The organism is Pontibacter sp. FD36, from assembly GCF_015686655.1.
GTDB lineage: Bacteria > Bacteroidota > Bacteroidia > Cytophagales > Hymenobacteraceae > Pontibacter.
The window spans coordinates 191236-212695 of the sequence record NZ_JADPMP010000003.1; the positions used below are offsets into that span (position 1 = coordinate 191236).

The 21460-nt window shown below is 50.2% G+C and carries 19 protein-coding genes; 12 read left to right on the forward strand and 7 right to left on the reverse strand.

What is annotated here, in order from left to right; all coding sequences use genetic code 11:
- Window positions 1-414 precede the first annotated feature (414 nt).
- A complete protein-coding gene (locus tag I0P70_RS05475) occupies window positions 415-1629 on the forward strand; it encodes an ATP-binding protein (RefSeq protein ID WP_196115296.1) in 1215 nt (404 codons plus the stop codon).
- 66 nt (window positions 1630-1695) lie between these two features.
- On the opposite strand, the gene I0P70_RS05480 is transcribed toward I0P70_RS05475, so the two are convergent.
- The 4 genes from I0P70_RS05480 to I0P70_RS05495 form a co-directional block, all read right to left on the reverse strand.
- Window positions 1696-2472 carry a metallophosphoesterase gene (locus I0P70_RS05480; protein WP_196115298.1) on the reverse strand — a complete coding sequence of 259 codons (777 nt, stop codon included), beginning with the start codon at window positions 2470-2472 and terminating at the stop codon, window positions 1696-1698.
- Between the two features lie 91 nt (window positions 2473-2563).
- Window positions 2564-2866 carry a hypothetical protein gene (locus I0P70_RS05485; RefSeq protein ID WP_196115301.1) on the reverse strand — a complete coding sequence of 101 codons (303 nt, stop codon included), beginning with the start codon at window positions 2864-2866 and terminating at the stop codon, window positions 2564-2566.
- A gap of 24 nt (window positions 2867-2890) precedes the next feature.
- On the reverse strand, window positions 2891-3142 hold the full coding sequence (locus I0P70_RS05490; RefSeq protein WP_196115303.1) for a hypothetical protein: 252 nt from the start codon (window positions 3140-3142) through the stop codon (window positions 2891-2893).
- A 34-nt stretch (window positions 3143-3176) separates the two neighbouring features.
- The gene (locus tag I0P70_RS05495; protein ID WP_196115305.1) at window positions 3177-3416 is read right to left on the reverse strand and encodes a hypothetical protein; all 240 of its coding nucleotides are present in this window, start codon (window positions 3414-3416) and stop codon (window positions 3177-3179) included.
- A gap of 85 nt (window positions 3417-3501) precedes the next feature.
- Between I0P70_RS05495 and I0P70_RS05500 the strand changes: the two genes are divergently transcribed.
- Window positions 3502-3795: a T9SS type A sorting domain-containing protein gene (locus I0P70_RS05500; RefSeq protein ID WP_196115307.1), complete on the forward strand. Its 294-nt coding sequence runs from the start codon at window positions 3502-3504 to the stop codon at window positions 3793-3795.
- A gap of 35 nt (window positions 3796-3830) precedes the next feature.
- Here the strand turns inward: I0P70_RS05500 and I0P70_RS05505 are convergent, their stop codons facing one another.
- Both I0P70_RS05505 and I0P70_RS05510 read right to left on the reverse strand, forming a co-directional pair.
- Window positions 3831-4601, reverse strand: coding sequence for a class I SAM-dependent methyltransferase (locus tag I0P70_RS05505; RefSeq protein WP_196115310.1), 771 nt, complete (start codon window positions 4599-4601; stop codon window positions 3831-3833).
- On the reverse strand, window positions 4598-5056 hold the full coding sequence (locus tag I0P70_RS05510) for a hypothetical protein (RefSeq protein WP_196115312.1): 459 nt from the start codon (window positions 5054-5056) through the stop codon (window positions 4598-4600). The genes I0P70_RS05505 and I0P70_RS05510 overlap by 4 nt, the downstream gene beginning before the upstream one ends.
- A 188-nt stretch (window positions 5057-5244) precedes the next feature.
- Here I0P70_RS05510 and I0P70_RS05515 point away from each other — a divergent pair, with 188 nt between their 5' ends.
- From I0P70_RS05515 to I0P70_RS05535, 5 genes are all read left to right on the forward strand, one after another.
- Window positions 5245-7443: a M3 family metallopeptidase gene (locus I0P70_RS05515; protein WP_196115314.1), complete on the forward strand. Its 2199-nt coding sequence runs from the start codon at window positions 5245-5247 to the stop codon at window positions 7441-7443.
- A 214-nt stretch (window positions 7444-7657) separates the two neighbouring features.
- Window positions 7658-8791, forward strand: coding sequence for a hypothetical protein (locus tag I0P70_RS05520; protein ID WP_230392016.1), 1134 nt, complete (start codon window positions 7658-7660; stop codon window positions 8789-8791).
- A gap of 17 nt (window positions 8792-8808) precedes the next feature.
- Complete coding sequence (locus I0P70_RS05525) at window positions 8809-10464, forward strand: BCCT family transporter (RefSeq protein WP_196115316.1); 1656 nt, start codon at window positions 8809-8811, stop codon at window positions 10462-10464.
- 9 nt (window positions 10465-10473) lie between these two features.
- Complete coding sequence (locus tag I0P70_RS05530) at window positions 10474-11349, forward strand: universal stress protein (protein ID WP_196115319.1); 876 nt, start codon at window positions 10474-10476, stop codon at window positions 11347-11349.
- Window positions 11350-11471: 122 nt separating this feature from the next.
- A complete protein-coding gene (locus I0P70_RS05535) occupies window positions 11472-11822 on the forward strand; it encodes a hypothetical protein (protein ID WP_196115322.1) in 351 nt (116 codons plus the stop codon).
- Window positions 11823-12190: 368 nt separating this feature from the next.
- Here I0P70_RS05535 and I0P70_RS05540 read toward each other — a convergent pair whose 3' ends face one another.
- Window positions 12191-12484 carry a hypothetical protein gene (locus I0P70_RS05540; protein ID WP_007655342.1) on the reverse strand — a complete coding sequence of 98 codons (294 nt, stop codon included), beginning with the start codon at window positions 12482-12484 and terminating at the stop codon, window positions 12191-12193.
- 212 nt (window positions 12485-12696) lie between these two features.
- Here I0P70_RS05540 and nuoL point away from each other — a divergent pair, with 212 nt between their 5' ends.
- The 5 genes from nuoL to I0P70_RS05565 all read left to right on the forward strand — a co-directional run bounded on the left by nuoL (window position 12697) and on the right by I0P70_RS05565 (window position 21452).
- Complete coding sequence (gene nuoL / locus I0P70_RS05545; protein WP_196115324.1) at window positions 12697-14880, forward strand: NADH-quinone oxidoreductase subunit L; 2184 nt, start codon at window positions 12697-12699, stop codon at window positions 14878-14880.
- A gap of 249 nt (window positions 14881-15129) precedes the next feature.
- Window positions 15130-16875: a NuoM family protein gene (locus I0P70_RS05550; protein WP_196115327.1), complete on the forward strand. Its 1746-nt coding sequence runs from the start codon at window positions 15130-15132 to the stop codon at window positions 16873-16875.
- Window positions 16876-16934: 59 nt separating this feature from the next.
- Window positions 16935-18443, forward strand: coding sequence for an NADH-quinone oxidoreductase subunit N (locus tag I0P70_RS05555; protein ID WP_196115330.1), 1509 nt, complete (start codon window positions 16935-16937; stop codon window positions 18441-18443).
- 16 nt (window positions 18444-18459) lie between these two features.
- Window positions 18460-20352, forward strand: a complete 1893-nt coding sequence (locus I0P70_RS05560) for an amidophosphoribosyltransferase (RefSeq protein ID WP_196115333.1) — start codon at window positions 18460-18462, stop codon at window positions 20350-20352.
- Between the two features lie 185 nt (window positions 20353-20537).
- Window positions 20538-21452: a YihY/virulence factor BrkB family protein gene (locus I0P70_RS05565; protein WP_196115336.1), complete on the forward strand. Its 915-nt coding sequence runs from the start codon at window positions 20538-20540 to the stop codon at window positions 21450-21452.
- The last annotated feature ends 8 nt before the right edge of the window (window positions 21453-21460 follow it).

Here is a 21460-nt window from a genome sequence, read left to right on the forward strand (position 1 = left end):
TTTTTTTGTTGACCGTACTGGCCAAAGCTGCTTCGCATATGCTTGTCCACTAGATGTCTGGTGTTCTTGTTAATCATTGATTAACAATTGTTTATAAACGTAAAATGTAGGTATGGACTGCTGTTTTTTTATAACCCAAGGCAACCCTTTTAGATGGAAGTCCGTGATGGGAGCGCAAATTCTGGAACAGTGAGCAAGACAGAAAGCAAAGTGTTGGACGTGCTGCTTCGTCAGTGTCTGAAACAGGAACGCGGAGCGCAGAGAGAGCTGTACCGGCTCACCCTGTAACAGAGGGACGACTCATTTCTGCCCGGTTTTAATTCTGTTTTAACTATTTTTTTTTAATTTTAAAGAATTAAGAAGCAGCGGTTTCAGCATTTAGAAAATCCGCTAATCAGAAAAAGGCTTTTCTATATGATTGAAATCCAAGACAACCTCCTGAAAGACTTGGAAGCCGTAAGGCAAATCCCCATTGTCCCAAACATGCTTGAAACGGTCTGTCAGCTTACAGGAATGGGCTTTTCGGCAATTGCACGTGTAACAGAGGATAGATGGCTGGCTTGCAGCGTGCGTGATCAGGTACATTTCGGACTAAAAGAGGGCGAAGAACTGGAGATTGCCACCACCCTGTGTAATGAGATCAGGGATCATCGACAACCCATCGTTATTGACAATGTAGCAGAAGATCCCATTTACAAGGAGCATCATACTCCCAGGACCTATGGCCTCCAAAGTTACATCTCGGTTCCCATCATTCTGAAAGACGGTACTTTTTTCGGGACACTTTGCGCTATAGACGCAAAGCCTGCCAAAGTGAACAACCCTAAGGTGGTGAATACTTTTAAGATGTTTGCCGACCTGCTGGCCTTCCACTTGCAGAGCCGTAGCGTACTGGAGCGCAGCTACGTTGTTAACCTGGAACTGCAGCGTAAAAACAGCATGCTGCGGGATGCCAACTTTGATCTGGATAGCTTTGTGTTCACCGCCTCACATGACCTTAAGTCGCCGGTGGCCAACATCGAAGGCCTGATCTCCATACTCTCAGACGCTGTAGAGAAGAATGAAATGGACCGGGAGGAGATCAAACAGATCACTGCTATGATGAAGGCCTCCCTTAAGCGATTCTCTACCACGATCAGGGATCTGACCACCATTGTAGAGCTTGACAAAACAGGTGCAGACGAACAGGCGGCGGCTCTTGATCTCTATGATATCATGGAATCTGTAAAGCAGGATCTGCAAAGCCTCATTGTCGAGTCGGGTGCAGAGATTGAGGCTATCGCTACGGATAGTCGATTAACGGGCTTTTCATTAAAGAATTTTAAGAGCATCCTCAGCAACCTTGTCAGTAATGCCATTAAGTACCGCTCTCCTGACAGAACGCCAAAGGTAATTGTGAAACTCGAAAAGTCTGATGGCAAATCTTATTTGTCGGTGCAGGACAATGGACTAGGTATACCAGCCAAAAAACAACACAATGTTTTTACGATGTTCAAGCGCTTGCATGACCATGTGGAGGGCAGCGGCATAGGTCTGTACATTGTAAAAAGAATGGTGGATAGGGTGCAGGGAGAGATAAAGGTTGAAAGTGAATTAGACAAAGGCACGACTTTCACAATCGTTTTTTAAGGGGCAAACTCCTTTTGTTTTGGAATGAATAGGGAATGGTCGCCTCGTGCCTTGGCAATGAAAGTTTCAGCAACCTTTACGCAGGTTCTCAGCATAGGCGTTTGGCAGCTCTGACTCCTCCACTGCTCTGGCAGCTTTCTCGTGATCGTAGGCAAAGCGAATAAACTCTACTTCTATACTGTCCTTGTTCAGCACCGAGCTGTGCTCGTCAATGGTCAGCATCACATAACCTCCCCGGTTGTCAGCGTCTTTGGGTTTTCCCACCGAGCCAATGTTGATAGCGTGTCGGAAATGGCTCTGGTCTCCCTCACCTGAGTTAAGAATGCGGTGGTAGGGCTTATGGGTATGGCCGAAACACATGATATCGGCGTCAGCGTCCTTCATAATGCGCAGCAGGCTTTTTTCGTCTCGGTCCTCAAACAGGTATTCGTTGATCTTGCGGGGACTACCATGGACCAGCAGTAGGTTCAGTTTATCGTTGTTCAGTTGAAACTCCACTTTGATGTGCGCAGGCAAAGTGCGGAGGTAGCGCCGTTGCTCAGGCCTGATGATCTTGTTAGTGAAGGAGATAGAGACTGCGCCATTGGCTTTTTCCTCCTCTGTTTTATAGGCGCAGCCGCAGTCGTCGCTCTCTCTGCCAATGCCAAAATCATAATTGCCGGCTATAGTAGGGATGTTTCGTCGGCGTATCTCATCGATCACCTCGTTTGGCCAGATGTTATACCCTACCAGGTCACCGAGGCAGTAGATAAAGTCGGGTTTGCGGGCCTCTACATCTGCAAAAAAGGCCTCTAAGGCAGGCAGGTTGGCGTGTATGTCACTGAAGAGCGCTATTTTAGTCATCGTATCGTATACGTAGAAGTAATATTCATTGCAATATTACGATTAATATGAAGCTGTAGCAAGATCTGAACATTACCTTTTTGTAAAGCGCCTAGCTTCGCTCGACTACAATGTACCTGGCTGAGAACCCGTTCTGTTTGTAAAGCAGCTGCAGGGCGGTAATAAGGGAGGCTATACCTGTGGATTTGGTTTGATGACCACCAAGCGGGCGGAGGTAGTTCTGAAAGCCGCTCCCTGGTAGGCGCATCACGATACGCCGGGCGTCTGACTCCTGTACTTCGGTGAGGGCCTTGGCAAGCACTACCTGGCGCATGTAGGGGAGAGCCGACTTCATGCTGCGGTAATCAGAGAAGGCGTAGAGGCGGCAGTAGGAGCTAAGCTTGACTGAATTCACGCCTCAAAAATAGGGAATAAATCTTTACCAGCACATCATATCAACCAGGTTGATCTTATTGGTGTAGGGCTCAAGTGCCCGCTTCGTGGCAAGCCCTCTGATCAATCCGATGATATTGGTTTCGGGGTTGCTCCATACTTCAGCAAAGAACTCGCCCATGTCATAGAGCTGTATGCGATAGCCCCGGCGACCCCGTTCAGCCAGATAAGTCCCGTGTGCCCATATCATCTCCAATCTGCCAGCCAGTGTGTGGGTGTTAAAAAAACTGAGACTCATACTGTGCTAAAAGTATTCGGGTGAAAAAGCAGGTTTAATCGTTGCTGGGCTCGTCAGGGTTGTCATAATCCCAATAAACTTCGATAGTAGCAGGCTTATCCAGGTAAGCAGGTATAGGCGTGTAGATGATTAGTTCCCATCCAACTTTCTGCATGTCCTCCCGATGCAAACGCCTTGCCTGCCACATCAACCGCTCGTGTATTTCCTGTCCTACTGGGCGCCGACTCCCTATATACGGGCTCCCTTCTTCGAATTTAAATGTGGTAGTATGCATAAACTACAATTTTTACAGCTATACCTTATACTACGTAAGTTGTTATGATTTGAAGCTGGGTTTTTGAAAATTTATCTGAGGGTATGTGGAATGCTATTTAGCTGAATCAGTCACTGGTCTTCCGGATGCCATCACACTCAGGGCATTCCCAAGTCCTTTTGATAACTACCTGCAGGTACAGGTTACTTCGAATGAAGAACAGGGGAGCGTCATTGTCCTCTACAATGCACAGGGGCGGATTATCCGGTCGCAGGCAAACACTTTGAAAAGAGGAATTAACACCATCTCACTGACGGAGCTTGATCTGGCGAGCGGCATTTACTTTCTGAAAGTCACAACGGCTGATCAGCAGCAGGTGCTGAAACTTGTAAGTGAATAATTGCTATGAACCTGCCTGTGTGGCAAAATAAAGGTCTAATTGCCTTCAGTCTTTTCAACCTTCTCAAACAGCATAAAATGCTGAATCGGCAGGAAATCTTCCTGACGCTGCAAACGGAATCCATTTGCTTCCAGCTCTTTTTTGATCTGCTCGGCTGTCATCTTGTGCAGTGCCCTGATGCGTACATCCGGGTCTTCGGCTTTGTACTCCAGCAACAGCAGTTTACCGTCAGGCTTCAGAGCACGATGGATGGCCTGTAGTATCTCTTTTGGGTAGGAAAGTTCATGGTACACGTCTACCATCAGGGCAATGTCAATGCTACCATCCCGCAGATTCACTTGTTGGCTGTCGCCCTTTACCACCACCACGTTATCTGCTCCTTCATTACTTCGGCGCGATGTCAGAGATTTAATGAACCGGTCCTGCACCTCAACCGCGTATACCTTGCCATCAGGTACTTTGGGCGCTATCTGGAAGGTATAGAAACCAGTGCCAGCCCCAATATCAGCCACCACAGTATTGGGCTCCAGGTTCATGTTTTCGATGGTGCGTGGTGAGTTCTCTTCTTCCTGACGTGTGTCGCGGTCGAGCCAGTTGCCCCCAGTGGCGGTCATGATAGCAGCGATTTCCCGGCCCATGTATACTTTTCCTGTACCTCCTGACGACGGCCTTTTATAGGTATAGCCATCGGTTTGCGTGCTGGTGTCAGGTTGCTGGGCCTGGCAGGCGTGGCAGCTACTCAGGCACAGGGCGATCAGGAAGGTAAATAGAACCGTGGAGCCTGGAAATCCTGGGTGTTTTATCATACCGTATACTTTTCTAGTCGCTGGGTCAGGTCGTCTATCAACTGTTCCGTCCACTTCTCAGCCACAAGTTCGTAATCACCCACCTCCCAGTTTTGCAAGTAGTCTTTTTCGAGCCACACATTGTCCTGGTTCGGGCCAATGGTATAGAAGTTCCGGTCCAGTTTAAACAACAGGTCTTTGGTCAGATCAAAATTGTCGGCGCCCACCCGCTGAAATCCTTCCAGCCGCAGTCGCAGCCCCATCTGGTTCACGTTTCCCTTGTCCAAGCTGATCTCAGTCTTGGCATCAGAGCCTGGTTCGCGCGTCCAGGTGTCAACTAATTTCTCTAATTTGAAGTCATGAAAAAGCGGAATAACATCCGCCAGGTGCTGGTGAATGTGCTGCGCCAGTTCGGGCAGAACAGTGTCATAAAGCTTACGTAAAGCCTGCTTGTCTTTGATTGGGGATCCTTGCATGGTAAAGGGGTATTCAGTCCTTCTTATACGAGCAGGCTGCAGTTTTTGCCACCCCGTGAGAAGGATACTTTACAAACGTATGCAGATGGCATAACAGGTATAGCGGTGAGGCCAAATAATTGCTGAGTGGGTCATGTGGGCAATTTTTTGTATCTTGGGCTGAAATTTTCTCATTCATATAAAACTCTATGAAAGACCAAATCATATTAGCCGGTAAGGCATCCGGTGTCGCGGTCCTGTTAGCGTTGGCAAGCTGTACTTCGTCGCAGACGCCTCAGACTCAGGATACGCAGGTGACAACCCAACCGCAACAGGCCGTTGAAACCAACCCATTGCTGCAGGAGTGGACAGGTCCATACGGTGGCGTGCCTGCCTTCGATAAGATGAACCTGGCCGACCTGAAGCCAGCTATGGAAAAGGCCATGGCGATGAACCTGGCCGAGATTGAAAAGATTGCTAACAACACACAGCCTGCCACCTTCGAGAACACGATCGAAGAGATGGAGCGTGCCGGCAAGGAGCTGAACCGCGTGTTCACCTACTACGGTATCTGGAGCAGCAACGTATCTACTCCTGAGTTCCGTAGTGTGCAGCAGGAGATGGCGCCGAAGATATCTGAGTTCAACTCGAAGATCTCACAGAACGAGAAGCTGTTCCAGCGCATCAAGGTGGTGTACGACAATGCCCAGAAAAATCCGCTGCCAGCAGATCAGCAGCGTGTCGTGGAATTGGTGTATAAAGGCTTTGAGATGGAAGGCGCTAACCTGAGCCCTGAGAAGAAGAAGCGTTATGCCGATATCAACAAGGAGCTTTCGACACTTTACACCAAATTCTCTAACAACATCCTGGCGGACGAGGAGAAGTATGTGGTATACTTCACCAAAGACCAGCTGAGCGGATTGCCGGAGTCGTTTGTGAAGGCTGCTGCCAAAGCTGCCGCTGATCGTGGTAAGTCGGGTGAGTACGCCGTGACCAACACCCGCTCTTCCATGGACCAGTTCCTGACTTACTCTGACGAGCGTGCGCTGCGTGAGAAGGTATGGAAGAACTACTACTCACGTGCCGACAACAACGACGAAAACGACAACAAGCAGAACATCGTGGACATCCTGAAACTGCGTCGCGAGCGAGTGCAGCTGATGGGTTACGACAACTATGCTCAGTGGAGATTGCAGGACCGCATGGCTAAGACGCCTGAGGCCGCGATGGACCTGATGATGGCGGTATGGCCATCGGCCATTGCCCGTGCTAAGGAAGAAGTGGCTGACATGCAGCAGCTGGCAAACAAAACCAGCAAAACCAAGATCACCATTGAACCTTGGGACTACCGCTACTACGCTGAAAAAGTACGTCAGCAGAAGTACGACCTGAACTCAGATGAGGTGAAGCAATACTTAGAGCTGGGTAACCTAACACAGGCGATCTTCTTTACAGCGGGTGAGCTGTTCAACTTCAACTTCACGCCAGTGAAAGAGGGTTCTGTGCCTGTATTCCACGAAGACGTGAAGGTATGGGAAGTAACCGACAAAACGACTGGTGACCACATCGGTCTGTGGTACCTCGATCCATTTGCGCGTCAGGGCAAGCGCTCCGGTGCCTGGGCTACGACGTACCGTGCCCACACAACATTTGATGGCAAGAAGACAGTACTTTCTTCTAACAACTCCAACTTCGTGAAGCCTGCTCCGGGTGAGCCAGTGCTGGTATCATGGGATGATGCCGAGACGTTCTTCCACGAGTTTGGCCACGCATTGCACTTCCTGGCCTCTAACGTGAAGTACCCGACGCTGAACAGCGGCGTGCGTGACTACACTGAGTTCCAGTCGCAGTTGCTGGAGCGCTGGTTGTCTACTGACAAAGTGATCAACCAGTTCCTGAAGCACTATAAAACAGGTGAGCCGATGCCGAAAGAGCTGGTGGCTAAGATCGAGAAAGCCTCTACCTTCAACCAGGGCTTCGCGACGACTGAGTTCCTGGCATCTGCCCTGATGGACATGCACTTCCACCTGGCTGATCCGAACAACCTGGATCCTGACAAGTTCGAGAAAGAAACCCTGTCTAAGCTAGGTATGCCGAAAGAGATCGTGATGCGTCACCGCTCACCACACTTCGGACACGTATTCTCCGGCGAAGGTTATGCCACCGGTTACTACGGATACCTGTGGGCCGACGTGTTGACCTCTGATGCTGCTGAAGCATTTGCGGAAGCACCAGGCGGGTTTTACGACGCTGAGGTTGCCGCCAGACTGGTGAAGTACCTGTTTGCTCCACGCAACTCCATGGACCCGGCAGACGCTTACCGTCAGTTCCGTGGCCGCGACGCCAAGATCGATGCACTGATGCGCGACCGTGGCTTCCCGGTACCGGGCCAGCAAGGCAAGAAATAATTTAGTCGGTAAGGCCTACCTACGCCTTATCAGACGGCATATAAACGGCCGGGGTCATTGCATAGCAGTGGCCTCGGCCGTTTTGTTTTACAGAGGTATAGCCCCTCCTATGATCCCTTGGCAACCTTTAATTACCTGCACCGTCATAATTGTATTGTACGTTAACTGACCGCTGATCCTATTGAGAAAAAAGTTACAATACTGCATACTTCTGTTGCTGCCATTACTGCTTATTTTCAGCAAGGTAAGTCTGGCACAGGCGCCTGAAGAGAAACCTGAGGACAAACCTATGCTCAAACTGGGAGGGGCACTGCGTTTTAACTACAATCTCTCTACCTGGAAGAAAGATCAGCTGGAGCGGGGCGGTGACTTTGGCTTCGATCTCTTTCGCATCAATGCAGAAGCCGCTTACAAAGGCATTAAACTCAATGCCGAGTTTCGCCATTACTCACAAGCCTTTGGTGGCGCTTTCTTAAAGCAAGGCTGGTTCCAGTACGATTTCGACGAAGGCTCCCAACTGCAGGTCGGGCTTAATCAGGTTCCTTTCGGCATCCAGCAATACAACTCCAACAACTGGTTTTTCAACATGACCTATTATGTCGGTTTTGAGGACGACCACGACATGGGCGTGAAATACATACGCGACACCGGACTGTGGAAGTGGCAGGCGGCTTATTATAAGAGTGCCGAAGAGTTTGTGTTTGGGTTGGCTGAACCGAGTCCTAACCGCTACTCTTATGACGTGACGGGCCGCAATAAAGAGAACAACCAGCTTGACTTCAAACTGGTGCGCCGGCTCGGCGACAGCCTGGCACACGAAATAGGCTATTCCCTGCAGGGCGGGCTGCTCTACAACATCGATACCGAGCGTAACGGTACACGCTACGCAGGTGCGGTGCATTACGAATACAAATCATCCTATAGCCCCTGGAACATCAAACTACAAGCCATGCTTTACCGCTTTCAGCCAGCCTACGCAGATGGTGCCGACCTTAACTTTGTGGAGATGGGCGCCTATGGCGCCAATTATAATGTGGCGAACCGGGGGGAGATCTACACGGCAGGTATAGCCTATCACATACCGATCGAAACCAAGCTTCTGCAAGGCATAGACCTATATAATAATTATGGGTACTACAACAAGCGGGAAAGCGACTATGAAAACGCACACATGAACGTGTTGGGTGCGCTGTTTACTGCAGGACCCATGTACATTTACACCGATGCGGCATTTGGCTACAACCATCCCTGGCTGGGGCCGGAGTGGACAAATGCCTTCACCACCGGAACTCCAGGTGATACAAAGTGGCATATGCGCTTCAATATCAACATGGGGTATTACTTCTGAGACTTAAACCGAACAGCATGAGTAAAGTTAAGAGCCATATTAAGAAATCATTTGGACTGGAGGTAAATGGCCCTGTTTTCTGGTCATCTATCGTGATCCTGATCATCATTATTGCGCTTGTACTTATTTTCAGGAAAGGGGCAGAGACCTTTTTCGCCGCTGCGCAGACGGCGGTAACGGCTAATGCAGGCTGGCTCTTTATATTGAGTGTCAACTTGTTTGTGGCTTTCTGCTTTTTTATCGCCTTCGGGCGGTTTGGGAGCATCAGGTTAGGCGGCAAAGATGCAAAGCCGGAGTTTTCAACCTCTGCCTGGTTTGCCATGCTTTTCAGTGCAGGTATGGGTATAGGGCTTCTGTTCTGGAGTATAGCTGAGCCGATCAACCACTTTCAAACGCCGCCGATGGGCGAGCCCGGTACACCGGCAGCTGCGAGACAAGCCATGAACTTTACGTTTCTGCACTGGGGTCTCCATGCCTGGGCGATCTATGCGCTGGTTGCCCTGGCCCTGGCTTTCTTTACGTATAACCGGCAACTGCCGCTTACGGTGCGGTCGGCCTTCTATCCCTTTTTGGGCGAGCGTATCCACGGCATCATTGGCCACGTAATCGACATCCTGGCAGTAATCGCGACTTTGTTTGGTTTGGCTACTTCGCTAGGATTAGGTGTAAAGCAGGTGGCGGCCGGTCTTAACCATGTGTTTCCGGTCATCACAAACGATATCACGACCCAGATCATCCTGATCGCAGTCATCACAGGTATAGCCACTGTTTCGGTGGTAACGGGTGTGGATAAAGGCGTTCGTATTCTGAGTGAGTGGAACATCCGCATTGCGCTCCTGATTTTGGTAGCTGTACTTGCGCTAGGTCCTACGGTTTTTATTCTGAGCTCCTATGTGCAGAACACGGGCTATTACCTGGGCAATTTCCTGCAGCTCTCATTCTGGAACGAAGCCTTCTCAACGAATAACTGGCAGGGCTCCTGGACCGTGTTTTATTGGGCCTGGTGGATTTCCTGGGCGCCGTTTGTCGGCATATTCATTGCGCGGGTTTCAAAAGGACGTACCATTAAAGAGTTTGTGCTCGGCGTGCTCATAGCCCCATCACTGCTTTCCTTCCTCTGGATGACCGCTTTCGGGAGCACCGCGCTGCGCGATATATTGTCCGGGAACACCGCCATAGCCGATGCCGTAGCTGCTGACATCTCTACAGCCCTCTTCGTGTTCTTTGAGCAGCTTCCTTTTTCAACTGCACTCTCCGTGATCGGCATTCTGCTTATTGCGGGCTTTTTCGTTACCTCCTCTGACTCCGGTTCATTGGTGGTCGTGAGTCTTACTTCAGGTGGTATCCCTAACCCGCCGGTAGGTACGCGCATCTTCTGGGCGCTGTCAGGAGGGGCTATTGCGGCGGTGCTGTTGCTGGGAGGCGGCTTGCAAGCTCTGCAGACTGCCGTTATTATAACAGGGCTGCCCTTCGCTATTATTCTGTTGCTGATGTGCTATAGTCTGTACCGGGGGTTAAGCGAAGAACTGGAGGAAGAGTTGAAACTGGGACAGGCGAGTGAGCGGAAGGCTTATCAGCAATTGGTGGCTGAAATGCTGGCCAAGAGGGCTCAGAAACAACATGCGCCCAAAACAGCAGGAGGGGAGAGTAATCCAAATAAACCATTAGAATAGAGAAGCGCTATGATTGCAATTAATGCCATGATGGTCTGCCTGGACCTTAGTGATATAGATGAAAAGTTGGTCGCTTTTACACGCGCGATCTGTGAGCGGCTGCCTGTTGACAAGGTATACTTCGTGCACAATATCAAAACCTCCGAGCTAAGCGAAGACTTCAGAGAGTGGTTTGGCGAGGTGGACCTGGCAAGTGAGATCGAGGGAAACATATCCGATATCGTAGCCGAGCATTTTGCCAGTGCCGCCCCTCATGAGATTCTGGTCAGCGAAGAGCCCAACACAGAGGTTATCCTGGCCGATCTAGTCAAACGCTATAAAGTAAAGCTGACGTTGTTGGGCAAGAAGTCGAAAGGGAAGAGTACGAATGCATTAGGCACCAAGCTGTTGCGTATCCTGCCGTGCAGTATACTGGTGTTCCCGGAGACTGGTACGTTCAACATTGAAAAGGTGCTGATTCCCATCGATTTCTCCAATACCTCAGTGCATGCATTAAGGCTCAGCAAGAATCTGTCAGATCAGTTAGGCTTGCAGCTCGAGATCATGCATGTGTACCGCCTGCCAAGTCAGTTCTTTCCTCTGATCTCGGAAGAAAAAGCTGTGAAAAAGGCAGAGGAAGTGGTCAAGGAGAAGTTCAATGTCCTGCAGAAGCAGCATCCGGAGATAGTCGGTATACCTTATACCTTGGTGAGAGCGGCTAATAAGAGTGTAGCTGAGCGTATTAGCCTTCATCTCGAAAAAGGAAGACATGGCATGCTGGTGTTGGGCCTGAAAGGCAATAACCCGATTCCGTCCCTAAGTCTTGGGAGTGTACCCACCGAGATCTACAACTCAGATATTAACGTGCCGCTGTGGCTGGTTTACTCTGAGGAGGTGATAAAATAAATTCGATGCGGGATTGCCTGTATAGGACTGTAACAGCTTTTTCAAAAATAATTTCAGTAATTAGGATCTGTTTCGTAACCTTTCGATAACATGGCCGTTATTTCTGAGATTAATAAGCACCAATGACATTAACAGAGCAGGATATGTTATCCGGTTTACATTGTGTGCTTCCAGATTACCGATTGCCAATTATGGATGAATTCTCTCTATTTACCAGCAAGCTGCAAACTTGCGATCTGATTGTATTGACAGAAGCGGACGAAACCCGAACATATTGTCGTTTCTATGCGAATGGCCTTTATCAGGACAGAATGTTTATATCAGATGTCTCTGTAAAAGAAAACCTGACACTACTCAGCAGTGAGGAAGATGTGATCGATTGGAATGGCGTGCAAAATCTTCGTAAAAAATATTGTGAAGCGCTGCATTCAAGCGAAGGTATAAAGCCGGAAAGTTCAAGAGAGCCAGTCTAGCGATCGGACATCCAGGCTTTTTTATTGCTCTCAGAAAAACAGCCCCCAAAGCGTGTTTCCTGGATGATTATAGCTTATAAAAAAGCAAAGGCTCCTTTGTGGGGAGCCCTGCCTCTTCAAAGGATTGCCACATAGGCAACCTTCAACTTTTAGCCGCTGCAAATATAGAGATAATTATACCTATATCCGGTGCTATTGGTGAAAAAAAATAATATTTTTGAACTTTCCTGTTGTAATGTTATTTAATCTGACTTGGGTGATGCTTAAGGGTTGAGATTAAATCAGTAAAGAGCAAGGAAATATAACAAAAAGAGGGAGCCTTGGCTCCCTCTTTTTGTTTCTCATGCAGAGATTATAGTAGACGCTTCTTACTTGTCGTTTTGATAGCCAACCAGCTTGATCATTTTGTTGTAGTTACCCAATAGTAAGAAGGAAGGAGCCCACTGTCCTACGAACAAAGCTTCTTCGTCTTTCTTCATAATTTTCAGTGTCGCTGAAACGGCCATAGAGCCCAATGCTGCCCATAGGAATACATCTGATGGGATACGGGAAGTATAGTCTTCGATGGCTGCAGCCACTGGTCCTTCTTTATGCTGTGGATTAGTTCTGTCAGCTTTGTTTTTCAAATCCTGTGCGTCTCTTTTAAGATCTTGTGTGTCCATAGTTCTTATTTTGTTTAGATGGTACAATACCATACAGAACGAAATAGAACCATGATTGTTTGCAAAAATTGAAAAATATGGGGTATACGCAGCTAGGGAGGGCCATCAGACACTATATTATTGCAACAATATATGTAAATTGGCAGCCTGAAACAGAGGAAGGCCACAGGTTGCCCTTTTCCCGAGATCGAACCCAATAGATAGCCTATATTTTGGAGCTTTCCGCACTTCTTGAACCGCTGGCCGGCACGCCCCAAACCTATCTGGCATTGGCAGTGCTCCTGCTGCCGCTGCTTGCCTTTGCGTTGCTTTACCTGGCGGGCAGTAAGCTGCCCCGTCAGGGCGACTGGTTGGGGATCGGTGCCACTGGGCTAGCCTTTGCATTTTCGATCTACCTCTATACCCAAACCTGGAACACAGAAGTTTACCATAGCCGGACCACCTGGTTTAGTCTGCCTAGTGGTTTTATAGCGGACTTCACAGCAGGTATACTACTCGATAACCTGACGGTGCTGATGCTGGTCATCGTTACCTTCATTTCCATGCTGGTGCAGCTCTTTTCTGTGGGTTACATGCACGGCGACAAGGGGTATAGCCGCTACTTCGCCTACCTGGGCCTCTTTACTTTTAGCATGCTGGGAATTGTGCTGGTCGACAACCTGCTGCTGCTCTTTATGTTCTGGGAGCTGGTCGGGCTGTCCTCTTACCTGCTCATCGGCTTTTGGTATGAACGGCCTGCTGCCATTGCGGCCAACAGAAAAGCATTTTTAGTTAACAGAGTTGGTGACATCGGCTTGCTGCTTGGTTTGTTTGCCTTCTATACCTATTTCCGAACCTTTGACCTGGAAGCCTTGCGCACCATGGTGGGAGCAGGGGAGTGGCTGAACGGCACCTTTGTGACAGGCTATACCTTGCAGGGAATGGCCTGGTCTGTTGAGCTGAACCCTTTGTTTCTGACGCTTGCCGGGCTTGGCCTGTTTATGGGCTGCGTGGGTAAGTCGGCCCAGTTTCCGCTGCAGGTATGGCTACCCGATGCCATGCAGGGCCCGACGCCGGTATCCTCGCTGATACACGCCGCAACCATGGTGGCGGCTGGCGTATACCTGGTGGCACGCTGCTACGCTTTCTTCACAGTGGATGCCCTTACGGTCATCGCTATCGTAGGTGCTATCACGGCCCTGCTCGGTGCTGTTGCGGCGCTCACGCAATACGATATCAAGGCGGTGCTGGCCTTCTCCACGATCTCACAGCTGGGCTATATGGTGATGGGTATGGGCACGGGAGCGCACGATGCTTCGCTCTTTCACCTGACTACACATGCTTTCTTTAAAGCGGCTCTTTTCCTCAATGCCGGTATCATCATCCATGCCATGCACCGCGGCTTGCATCATACGCACCAGCCAGTTGCTGTCGATCCGCAGGATATCCGCAACATGGGTGGCCTGCGCAAGGCCATGCCGCTCACCTTCTATACCTACCTGCTGGCTGCTGCAGCACTGGTCGGGTTGCCGCTGTTTTCCGGCTTCCTTTCGAAAGATGCCATCCTTTCGGGCAGTTGGGCATGGGCACAGACGATGAGCCAAACCAACGGAAACAGTCTATACTTTATAGTGCCAGTAATTGGCTTTACGGTAGTGCTGCTGACGGCCTACTACATGGGACGGCATTTGTGGTTCATGTTCTTCGGAACCTTCCGGCTACCATTCGATGTGCAGGCGCTTCGGCTAACGGCAAGCCAGGAGATAGAGCGGGTAATGCTTATACCTGTGCTGCTTTTGGCAGTGCTCTCGCTGGGTTTCTTCTTTTCGATCAACCCGCTTTCTTTTGCCGGAAGCTGGGTGATGCAGGGCATTAGTCTGCAGCAGTTGTCTCAGGAAGGTGCTTTGCTGGCCAACAGTTTGGTGGAAGCCGTGGTGGTGCAGGACGCTGCCAACGGTACGACGCATCTTGTGATCGGACTGCTCTCCGCTTTGCTAGGGATAGCAGGTATAGCCCTGGCTGTTGGCAAGTATAAAGACAAAAGCAGTGAGGCACTCAGGCTTGAGCAGCCACGAGGAGCTTTAGCACGACTCTCTTATCATCACTTTTACCTGGATGCGGTGTACAGCAGGGTGCTGGTGCAGCCGGTGCTGTGGATGGCCCGTATGCTCTATCGCTTCGATAAACGCGTGATTGACTATACCCTGGAGTATGCCAGCAAGTGGTTGGTGGTGTTCTCCAAGATCGTGAAGTGGTTCGACAAGTGGGTCGTGGATGGCAGTGTGTGGCTGATCGGGGCAATGGCAAAGGTGCTGGGCCGCTTCGGGCGCGGACTCCAGAATGGCAAGGTGCAGTCTTACTATGCTTACTCCCTTTTCGGATTTATTCTGATAATACTATACATCATGCTGAATTGATGTTAATTTCGCAATCTGGATTTACCGGATGATCGGAACCGCAGGACGAAAGACATACCTGCGGGCTTCATACGAAGTGCTGCTTCCAGTTTGTAAAGTAAATTACGCAAGTCTATACCCATGCTTAGGACGAGCTGAGGCTGAAAACAAATTTATACCTGGTCTGGCACCAGGAAAAACATACCAGTGCAGACATGGGCTCGCGTAGTCATGTGTCTTGATACGTGATACTTGTGTCGTAACATATTGATGAATTATACTCTTTCCAGCCTTATTTTTCTTCCCTTGCTGGCAGCGCTTGTGGTGTTGCTCCTGCCGACCCGCATGCAGCAAGGTATAAAAGCTGTAACGCTGGGTGGCACTGTACTGCAGCTGGCCGTAGCCGTGTGGCTATACCTGAGCTTCGATGGCGCTTCTGTTGCAAACGGTCAGACGGGCTACCAGTTTGTGGAGAAGCTTAACTGGATCGGGTTTTCACTGGGCAATCTGGGGCGCTTCCAGATCGAGTATTTTGTGGGAGTGGATGGCGTAAGCATCGGCATGGTGCTGCTCACCGGTATTGTCGGGATGATCGGAGTGATCTCGTCCTGGAACATTGCCAAAAACGTGAAGGGCTATTTCCTGCTATACCTGCTGCTCATGACCAGCGTAATGGGATGTTTCCTCGCCCTCGACTTCTTCCTCTTCTACCTCTTCTTTGAGTTCATGCTCCTGCCGATGTACTTCCTCATTGGCATCTGGGGTGGTCCGAAACGGGAGTATGCCGCACTTAAGTTCTTTATCTATACCCTGATCGGTTCCCTCTTTATCCTGGTCGTAATGATCGGGCTCTATACCTCTGTGATCGATCCGGAGGCGACGGCGCAGCAGATGGGCTTGGTAGGGGAGAACGTACCCGCAAGTCTGGACCTGATCCGTCAGGTACAGCAGATGCTGCAGCAGGGTACGATCGCTCAGGCGGATTTGGTGCGCACCTTCAGCATCCCGGCCATGATGGAGCCGGCTAACTTTATACCGGGTAGTCTGCTGCATATTTTCTCTGGGGTTTCGCTCTTTGATCTCCCGATTCGTTTTGTAGCCTTCCTACTGGTGCTGGCGGGTTTCCTGATCAAAGTGCCTTCGGTGCCGGTGCATACCTGGCTGCCTGATGCGCACGTGGAAGCGCCTACTCCGATCTCGGTGCTGCTGGCTGCTATCTTGCTGAAAGTGGGCGGTTATGGTTTGATCCGTATCGTGTACCCTGTTTTCCCGGATGCTGGTGCTTACTTCTCGACCTTTGTCGGCGGACTGGGTGTGCTCTCTATTATCTATGGAGCCCTCTGCGCGCTGGCCATGAACGACCTCAAAAAGCTAATTGCTTACTCGTCGGTATCGCACATGGGTTTTGTGCTGCTGGGGCTGGCCTCGTTGACGAATGAAGGCGTGAATGGTGCGATTTACATGATGTTCAGCCATGGGCTTATCTCAGCGATGCTCTTCCTGGTAGTGGGGGTGATCTACGACCGGGCGCACGACCGCATGATTCTGAATTTCCGGGGACTTGCCAAGCGGATGCCGGCTTATACGGCCTTTGTCGTCATAGCCTTTTTTGCATCGCTGGGCTTGCCGGGCTTCTCTGGTTTTATCGCCGAGCTGCTGGTGCTGCTGGGTAGCTTTAGTGCACCGGAGGCAACGGGCATGCTACCGCGCTGGATGGCAGTCGTGGCCGTGATCGGTCTGCTGCTCTCGGCGGCTTATTACCTGTGGGCACTGCAGCGCATGTTTTTCGGCAAGTATTGGATCTTCCCGGAACTGCGCGAAAAGGCCATTATTTCAGACCTGACCAGTCGTGAGTATCTGATGCTGGTGCCGCTGGCCGTGCTAGCATTTGCATTCGGCATCTTCCCGCACCTGCTGCTCGACAAAACAGGTATGTCGGTAACAGGCTTCACGGAACTGGTGCTGCGAAACGGACAGGAACAGCTGAACATTTTACAAGCGATTTTACACAGATAAAAGATGCGCCTGGCGGGATGTCCCTTCAGGCGTCTTGACTTAATACCTTATACCTACACGTGGAAGAACAGGCAGCATACCTCACCCAGGCCATCGACAGCATATTAGCTGGAGCTGGCTCACTGCTGCCCGAACTGCTGCTGGCCATTTTCTTCCTGCTGCTGGTCACGCTCGACCTGTTCAAATCCAAAACGATTAAACGACTGCTGCCCTGGGTGGCACTCACTGGCTTGTTCTCGGTGCTGGTGCTGCTGGTACTGGATCGTAATCTGGCGGAGGTGCAGTTTCTGAATCTGCTGCGCTCTGATGGCATTGCCCGCTACGCAGGTATACTCTTCAGTTTGACAGGCATCTTCACGATCCTGCTCTCCCTGCAAAACCCCAAAATTGAGAAGCGCAAACAGGGCGAAGGCCGGGGCGAGTTTTATGCCCTGATCCTGATGCTGGTATTGGGGCTCAACCTGATGGCAAAATCGGTTAACCTGCTGATGGTTTTCCTGGCGATCGAGGTCGTTTCTATTGCTTCCTACATTCTTACCCTTACGCTAAAAGAAGAGAAAAGAGCCGTAGAGGCAGGTCTGAAGTATGTGCTTTACGGTACGCTCTCGGCCGGGGTGATGCTCTATGGCATGTCCTTTTTCTACGGCCTCACCGGTTCACTCGACTATACCCTGGTATCGTTCTGGCGCAGTCTGCTCGATGCCAGTCCGCTGATGGTGACGGTGGCGGCGATACTGGTGTTTGCGGGTTTCCTATTCAAAATATCAGCCGCTCCTTTCCACTTCTGGACGCCGGATGTCTACCAAGGAGCACCGATGCCGATTGTGGCACTCTTTTCCACCGGTCCTAAAATGGCGGGCATTATCGTGATCTTGCGCTTTGTGGCCGCCTTTGCAGACCCGAATGTTGCCAGTGCCTTCTCCGATGTACAGCTGTTTTTAGGTATAGCCGCTCTCGCAACGCTGGCGGTCGGCAACTTCACGGCACTTTGGCAGCGCACGCCACGCCGACTGATGGCTTTCTCCTCCGTGTCGCATGCTGGTTTTCTGCTGATGGCGCTGCTGGCTTTTGGCAGCGACTATACCGTGAGCGTGCTGTTTTATATGACCGTGTTGGTGTTTATGAACTTTGGCATGTTTCTGTTTCTGCAGATGGCCGAGGAAAACTGGCAAGTGCGCACGCTGGAGGATTTTCAGGGAATGGGAGCCCGCATTCCGTTTGCCGGCGTTCTGGCGCTACTATACCTGCTGTCGCTCACAGGACTTCCGCCATTGGCCGGGTTTATGGGTAAGCTGCTTGTTTTTAGCAATGTTTGGGAAGCTTATACTGCCACCGGGCAGCCCATGCTGCTGATGTTGCTCGTAGCGGGCATCCTGCTCACAGGGGTGGCTTTGTTCTACTATATCAAAATACCATATTACCTTTTCCTGAAAAGGAATCATACTGACGAAAATTTAGTTATTTCACTGTCAAATAAGCTGCTGCTGGTTTTATTTGCTTTGCCGCTACTGGTCTTCTTCTTTAAGCCGGACCTGTTGCTGCACTGGATTGAAAAACTGCTGGCCTAGATACTTTTACAACCCTATGAGCGATTCAATTAAGCACGAATGCGGTATAGCCCTGATCAGGCTCCGAAAACCAATCGAATATTACGTTGAAAAGTATGGCACTCCCATGTACGGTGTCAACAAGCTATACCTGCTGATGCAAAAACAGCATAACCGCGGACAGGACGGGGCAGGGGTAGCCAGCATTAAGATAGATGCCGGTCCCGGCATGGAGTATATCAGCCGTTTCCGCTCTGTAAAGACCCGTGCCATCGACAGTATTTTCGGGAAGATCGGCAAGGAGTTCAAGAAGCTGAAAGAAGATAAGCCTGAGAAAGCGCTTGATACAAACTGGGTATGGGAAAACCTGCCTTTTCTGGGCGATGTATACCTGGGCCACTTGCGCTACGGTACACACGGCATCAACAGCGTAGATAACTGCCACCCGATGGTGCGCGAAAACAACTGGCGCAGCCGCAGCCTGGCCGTAGCCGGTAACTTCAACATGACCAATGTGGACGAGCAGTTCCACAAACTGATCGAACTAGGCCAGCATCCGAAGCAAAAGTCTGACACTATCACGGTGCTTGAAAAGATCGGCCACTTCCTGGATGAGGAAAACCAGATGCTGTTCGAGTCTTACAAAGACGAGTATTCCAACAAAGAGATCACTTCTCTGATCGAAGATAACCTGAGCCTGCAGCGTGTACTCAAGCGTGCCTGCAAGGACTTTGACGGCGGATATGCTATGGCAGGCCTTACAGGTTACGGCGCTTCTTTTGTGGTACGTGACCCGAACGGTATTCGTCCGGCTTATTATTATATGGATGACGAGGTGATCGTAGTGGCTTCTGAGAAACCAGCCATCAAGACCGCTTTTGATATAGAATACAGTGAAATCCGGGAGATCACGCCGGGTCACGCCCTGATCGTGGACAAGGCCGGTAACGCGGACCTGAAAGAGATCCTGCCACAGCTCGAGAAAAAATCCTGCAGCTTTGAGCGCATCTACTTCTCCCGTGGCAACGACCCGGAGATCTATGAAGAGCGCAAGAACATGGGTCGCCGTCTGTGTCCGCAGATTCTCGAGGCAATTAACTACGACCTGAAAAACACGGTGTTCTCTTATATTCCGAACACAGCCGAAACCTCTTGGCTGGGAATGATGAAGGGGATAGAGGATCACCTGCGTGCCTACCGCAAGCAAGCTATCCTGAACCAGGAGCTTAGTGAAGAGCAGCTCGACGAGATTCTACAGTTTAAACCGCGTGCCGAGAAGCTGGTGATTAAAGACGTGAAGCTGCGTACTTTCATCACGGACAACGACAGCCGCGACGATCTGGTAACGCACGTGTATGACACGACTTACGAGGTGGTTAAGAAGGGCATTGACACACTGGTGGTGCTGGACGACTCTATTGTACGCGGTACGACGCTGGAGAAAAGTATCATCAAGATGCTGGACAAACTGGAGCCGAAGAAGATCATCATCGTATCGTGCGCTCCACAGATCCGCTACCCGGACTGCTACGGCATTGATATGTCTCGTGTGAAGGAGTTCGTTGCTTTCCGTGCCATGCTGGCTCTCCTGAAAGACAGAGACATGTATTACAAAGTAGATGAGGTATACGACAAGATACAGGCCGTGCAGGGAACTCCAGCCATTATGGAGACCAACTATGTGCAAGAACTTTTCGACCTGTTCACACATGATGAACTCTCGGCAAAAGTATCCGAGATCGTAAAAGCGCCAGAGGTAAACGCCGAAGTACAGGTGATCTATCAGCGCATCGAAGACCTGCACCTGGCCTGCCCGAACCACAAAGGTGACTGGTACTTTACCGGCAACTACCCGACTCCGGGAGGAACCCGTGTCGTAAACCGCGCCTTCATGAACTTTGTGGAGAATAAGGCCGTACGCGCTTACTAACCAGTACTATATTTTGTATCAAAAGCCTGTTCTGCAAAGGACAGGCTTTTTTTATGCCTGTTGATTCATGAGGTATCAAAAAGGCCGCCTGATCATTGTGTTCTGAACAATTCTGCAGTTACCGCCTTTTAACCAAAGCGAGGCCTGGTCGTTAACTTAAAACAAGCCAAACGCTATTACTAAACATGGAGCAAAAACAAAGCTTTTGGGTAAAGATAAAAGAGATACTGAAGGACTCATATAAGAACTTTCAGCGGGACGAGCCTATTGTGTACAGTGCGGCCATTGCCTTTTTCACGATCTTCTCTCTCCCTGCTATTTTGATTGTGCTGACACTGGCCGGCTCTATCTTCTTCTCCGAAGAGACTGTTCAGGCAGAGATCGTCAATCAAATGGAAGATCTGATGAGTGAAGAGGTTGGCAAGCAGGTAAGTGACTTGCTGGATAATGTGACACAGATACCCATTGGGTTCTGGAGCGTCCTGATCGGGGTGGCCGTGGTCGTGAAAAGCGCTACTATTATTTTCTTCATCATGCAGAAAGCCCTGAACTCAGTCTGGCAGATCAGGGTGAAACATGATGTCAACTACCTGAAGCTGCTTCGCCATCGCCTTGTGACACTGGGCATCGTAGCAGGGCTGGGATTCCTGCTAATGACGAGTCTGATACTGGATGCTGCGCTGATGGTGTTCAACGAGGAGCTTTACGACTTGCTGGAGGAGCACCTGACCTCAGCCATAAAACTGATCAAGACTGCTTTTTCAATACTGGTTGTGCTCACTTTTTTTACGGCCATACACAAAATACTACCTGATGCCAAAGTACAGTGGCGGGACGCACTGGCCGGAGGCATCATCACCTCCATCCTGTTTCTGATCGGCAAAGAGGTTATTGACTATATTCTGAGCAGCGTAAAAGTGGTTGGCTTCTATGCTGCTGCAGGATCATTTGTTGTGGTGTTGCTCTGGGTATTCTACTCCTCTGTTATCCTGATGCTTGGTGCTGAAGTAACCAAAGCTTACGCCAACAACCACGGGCGTAAAGTGGAGCCTTCCGAAATTGCAGAGAAGTATGAGAAGGTGAATGGAGGCAGGGAGTAAGGCTTTGA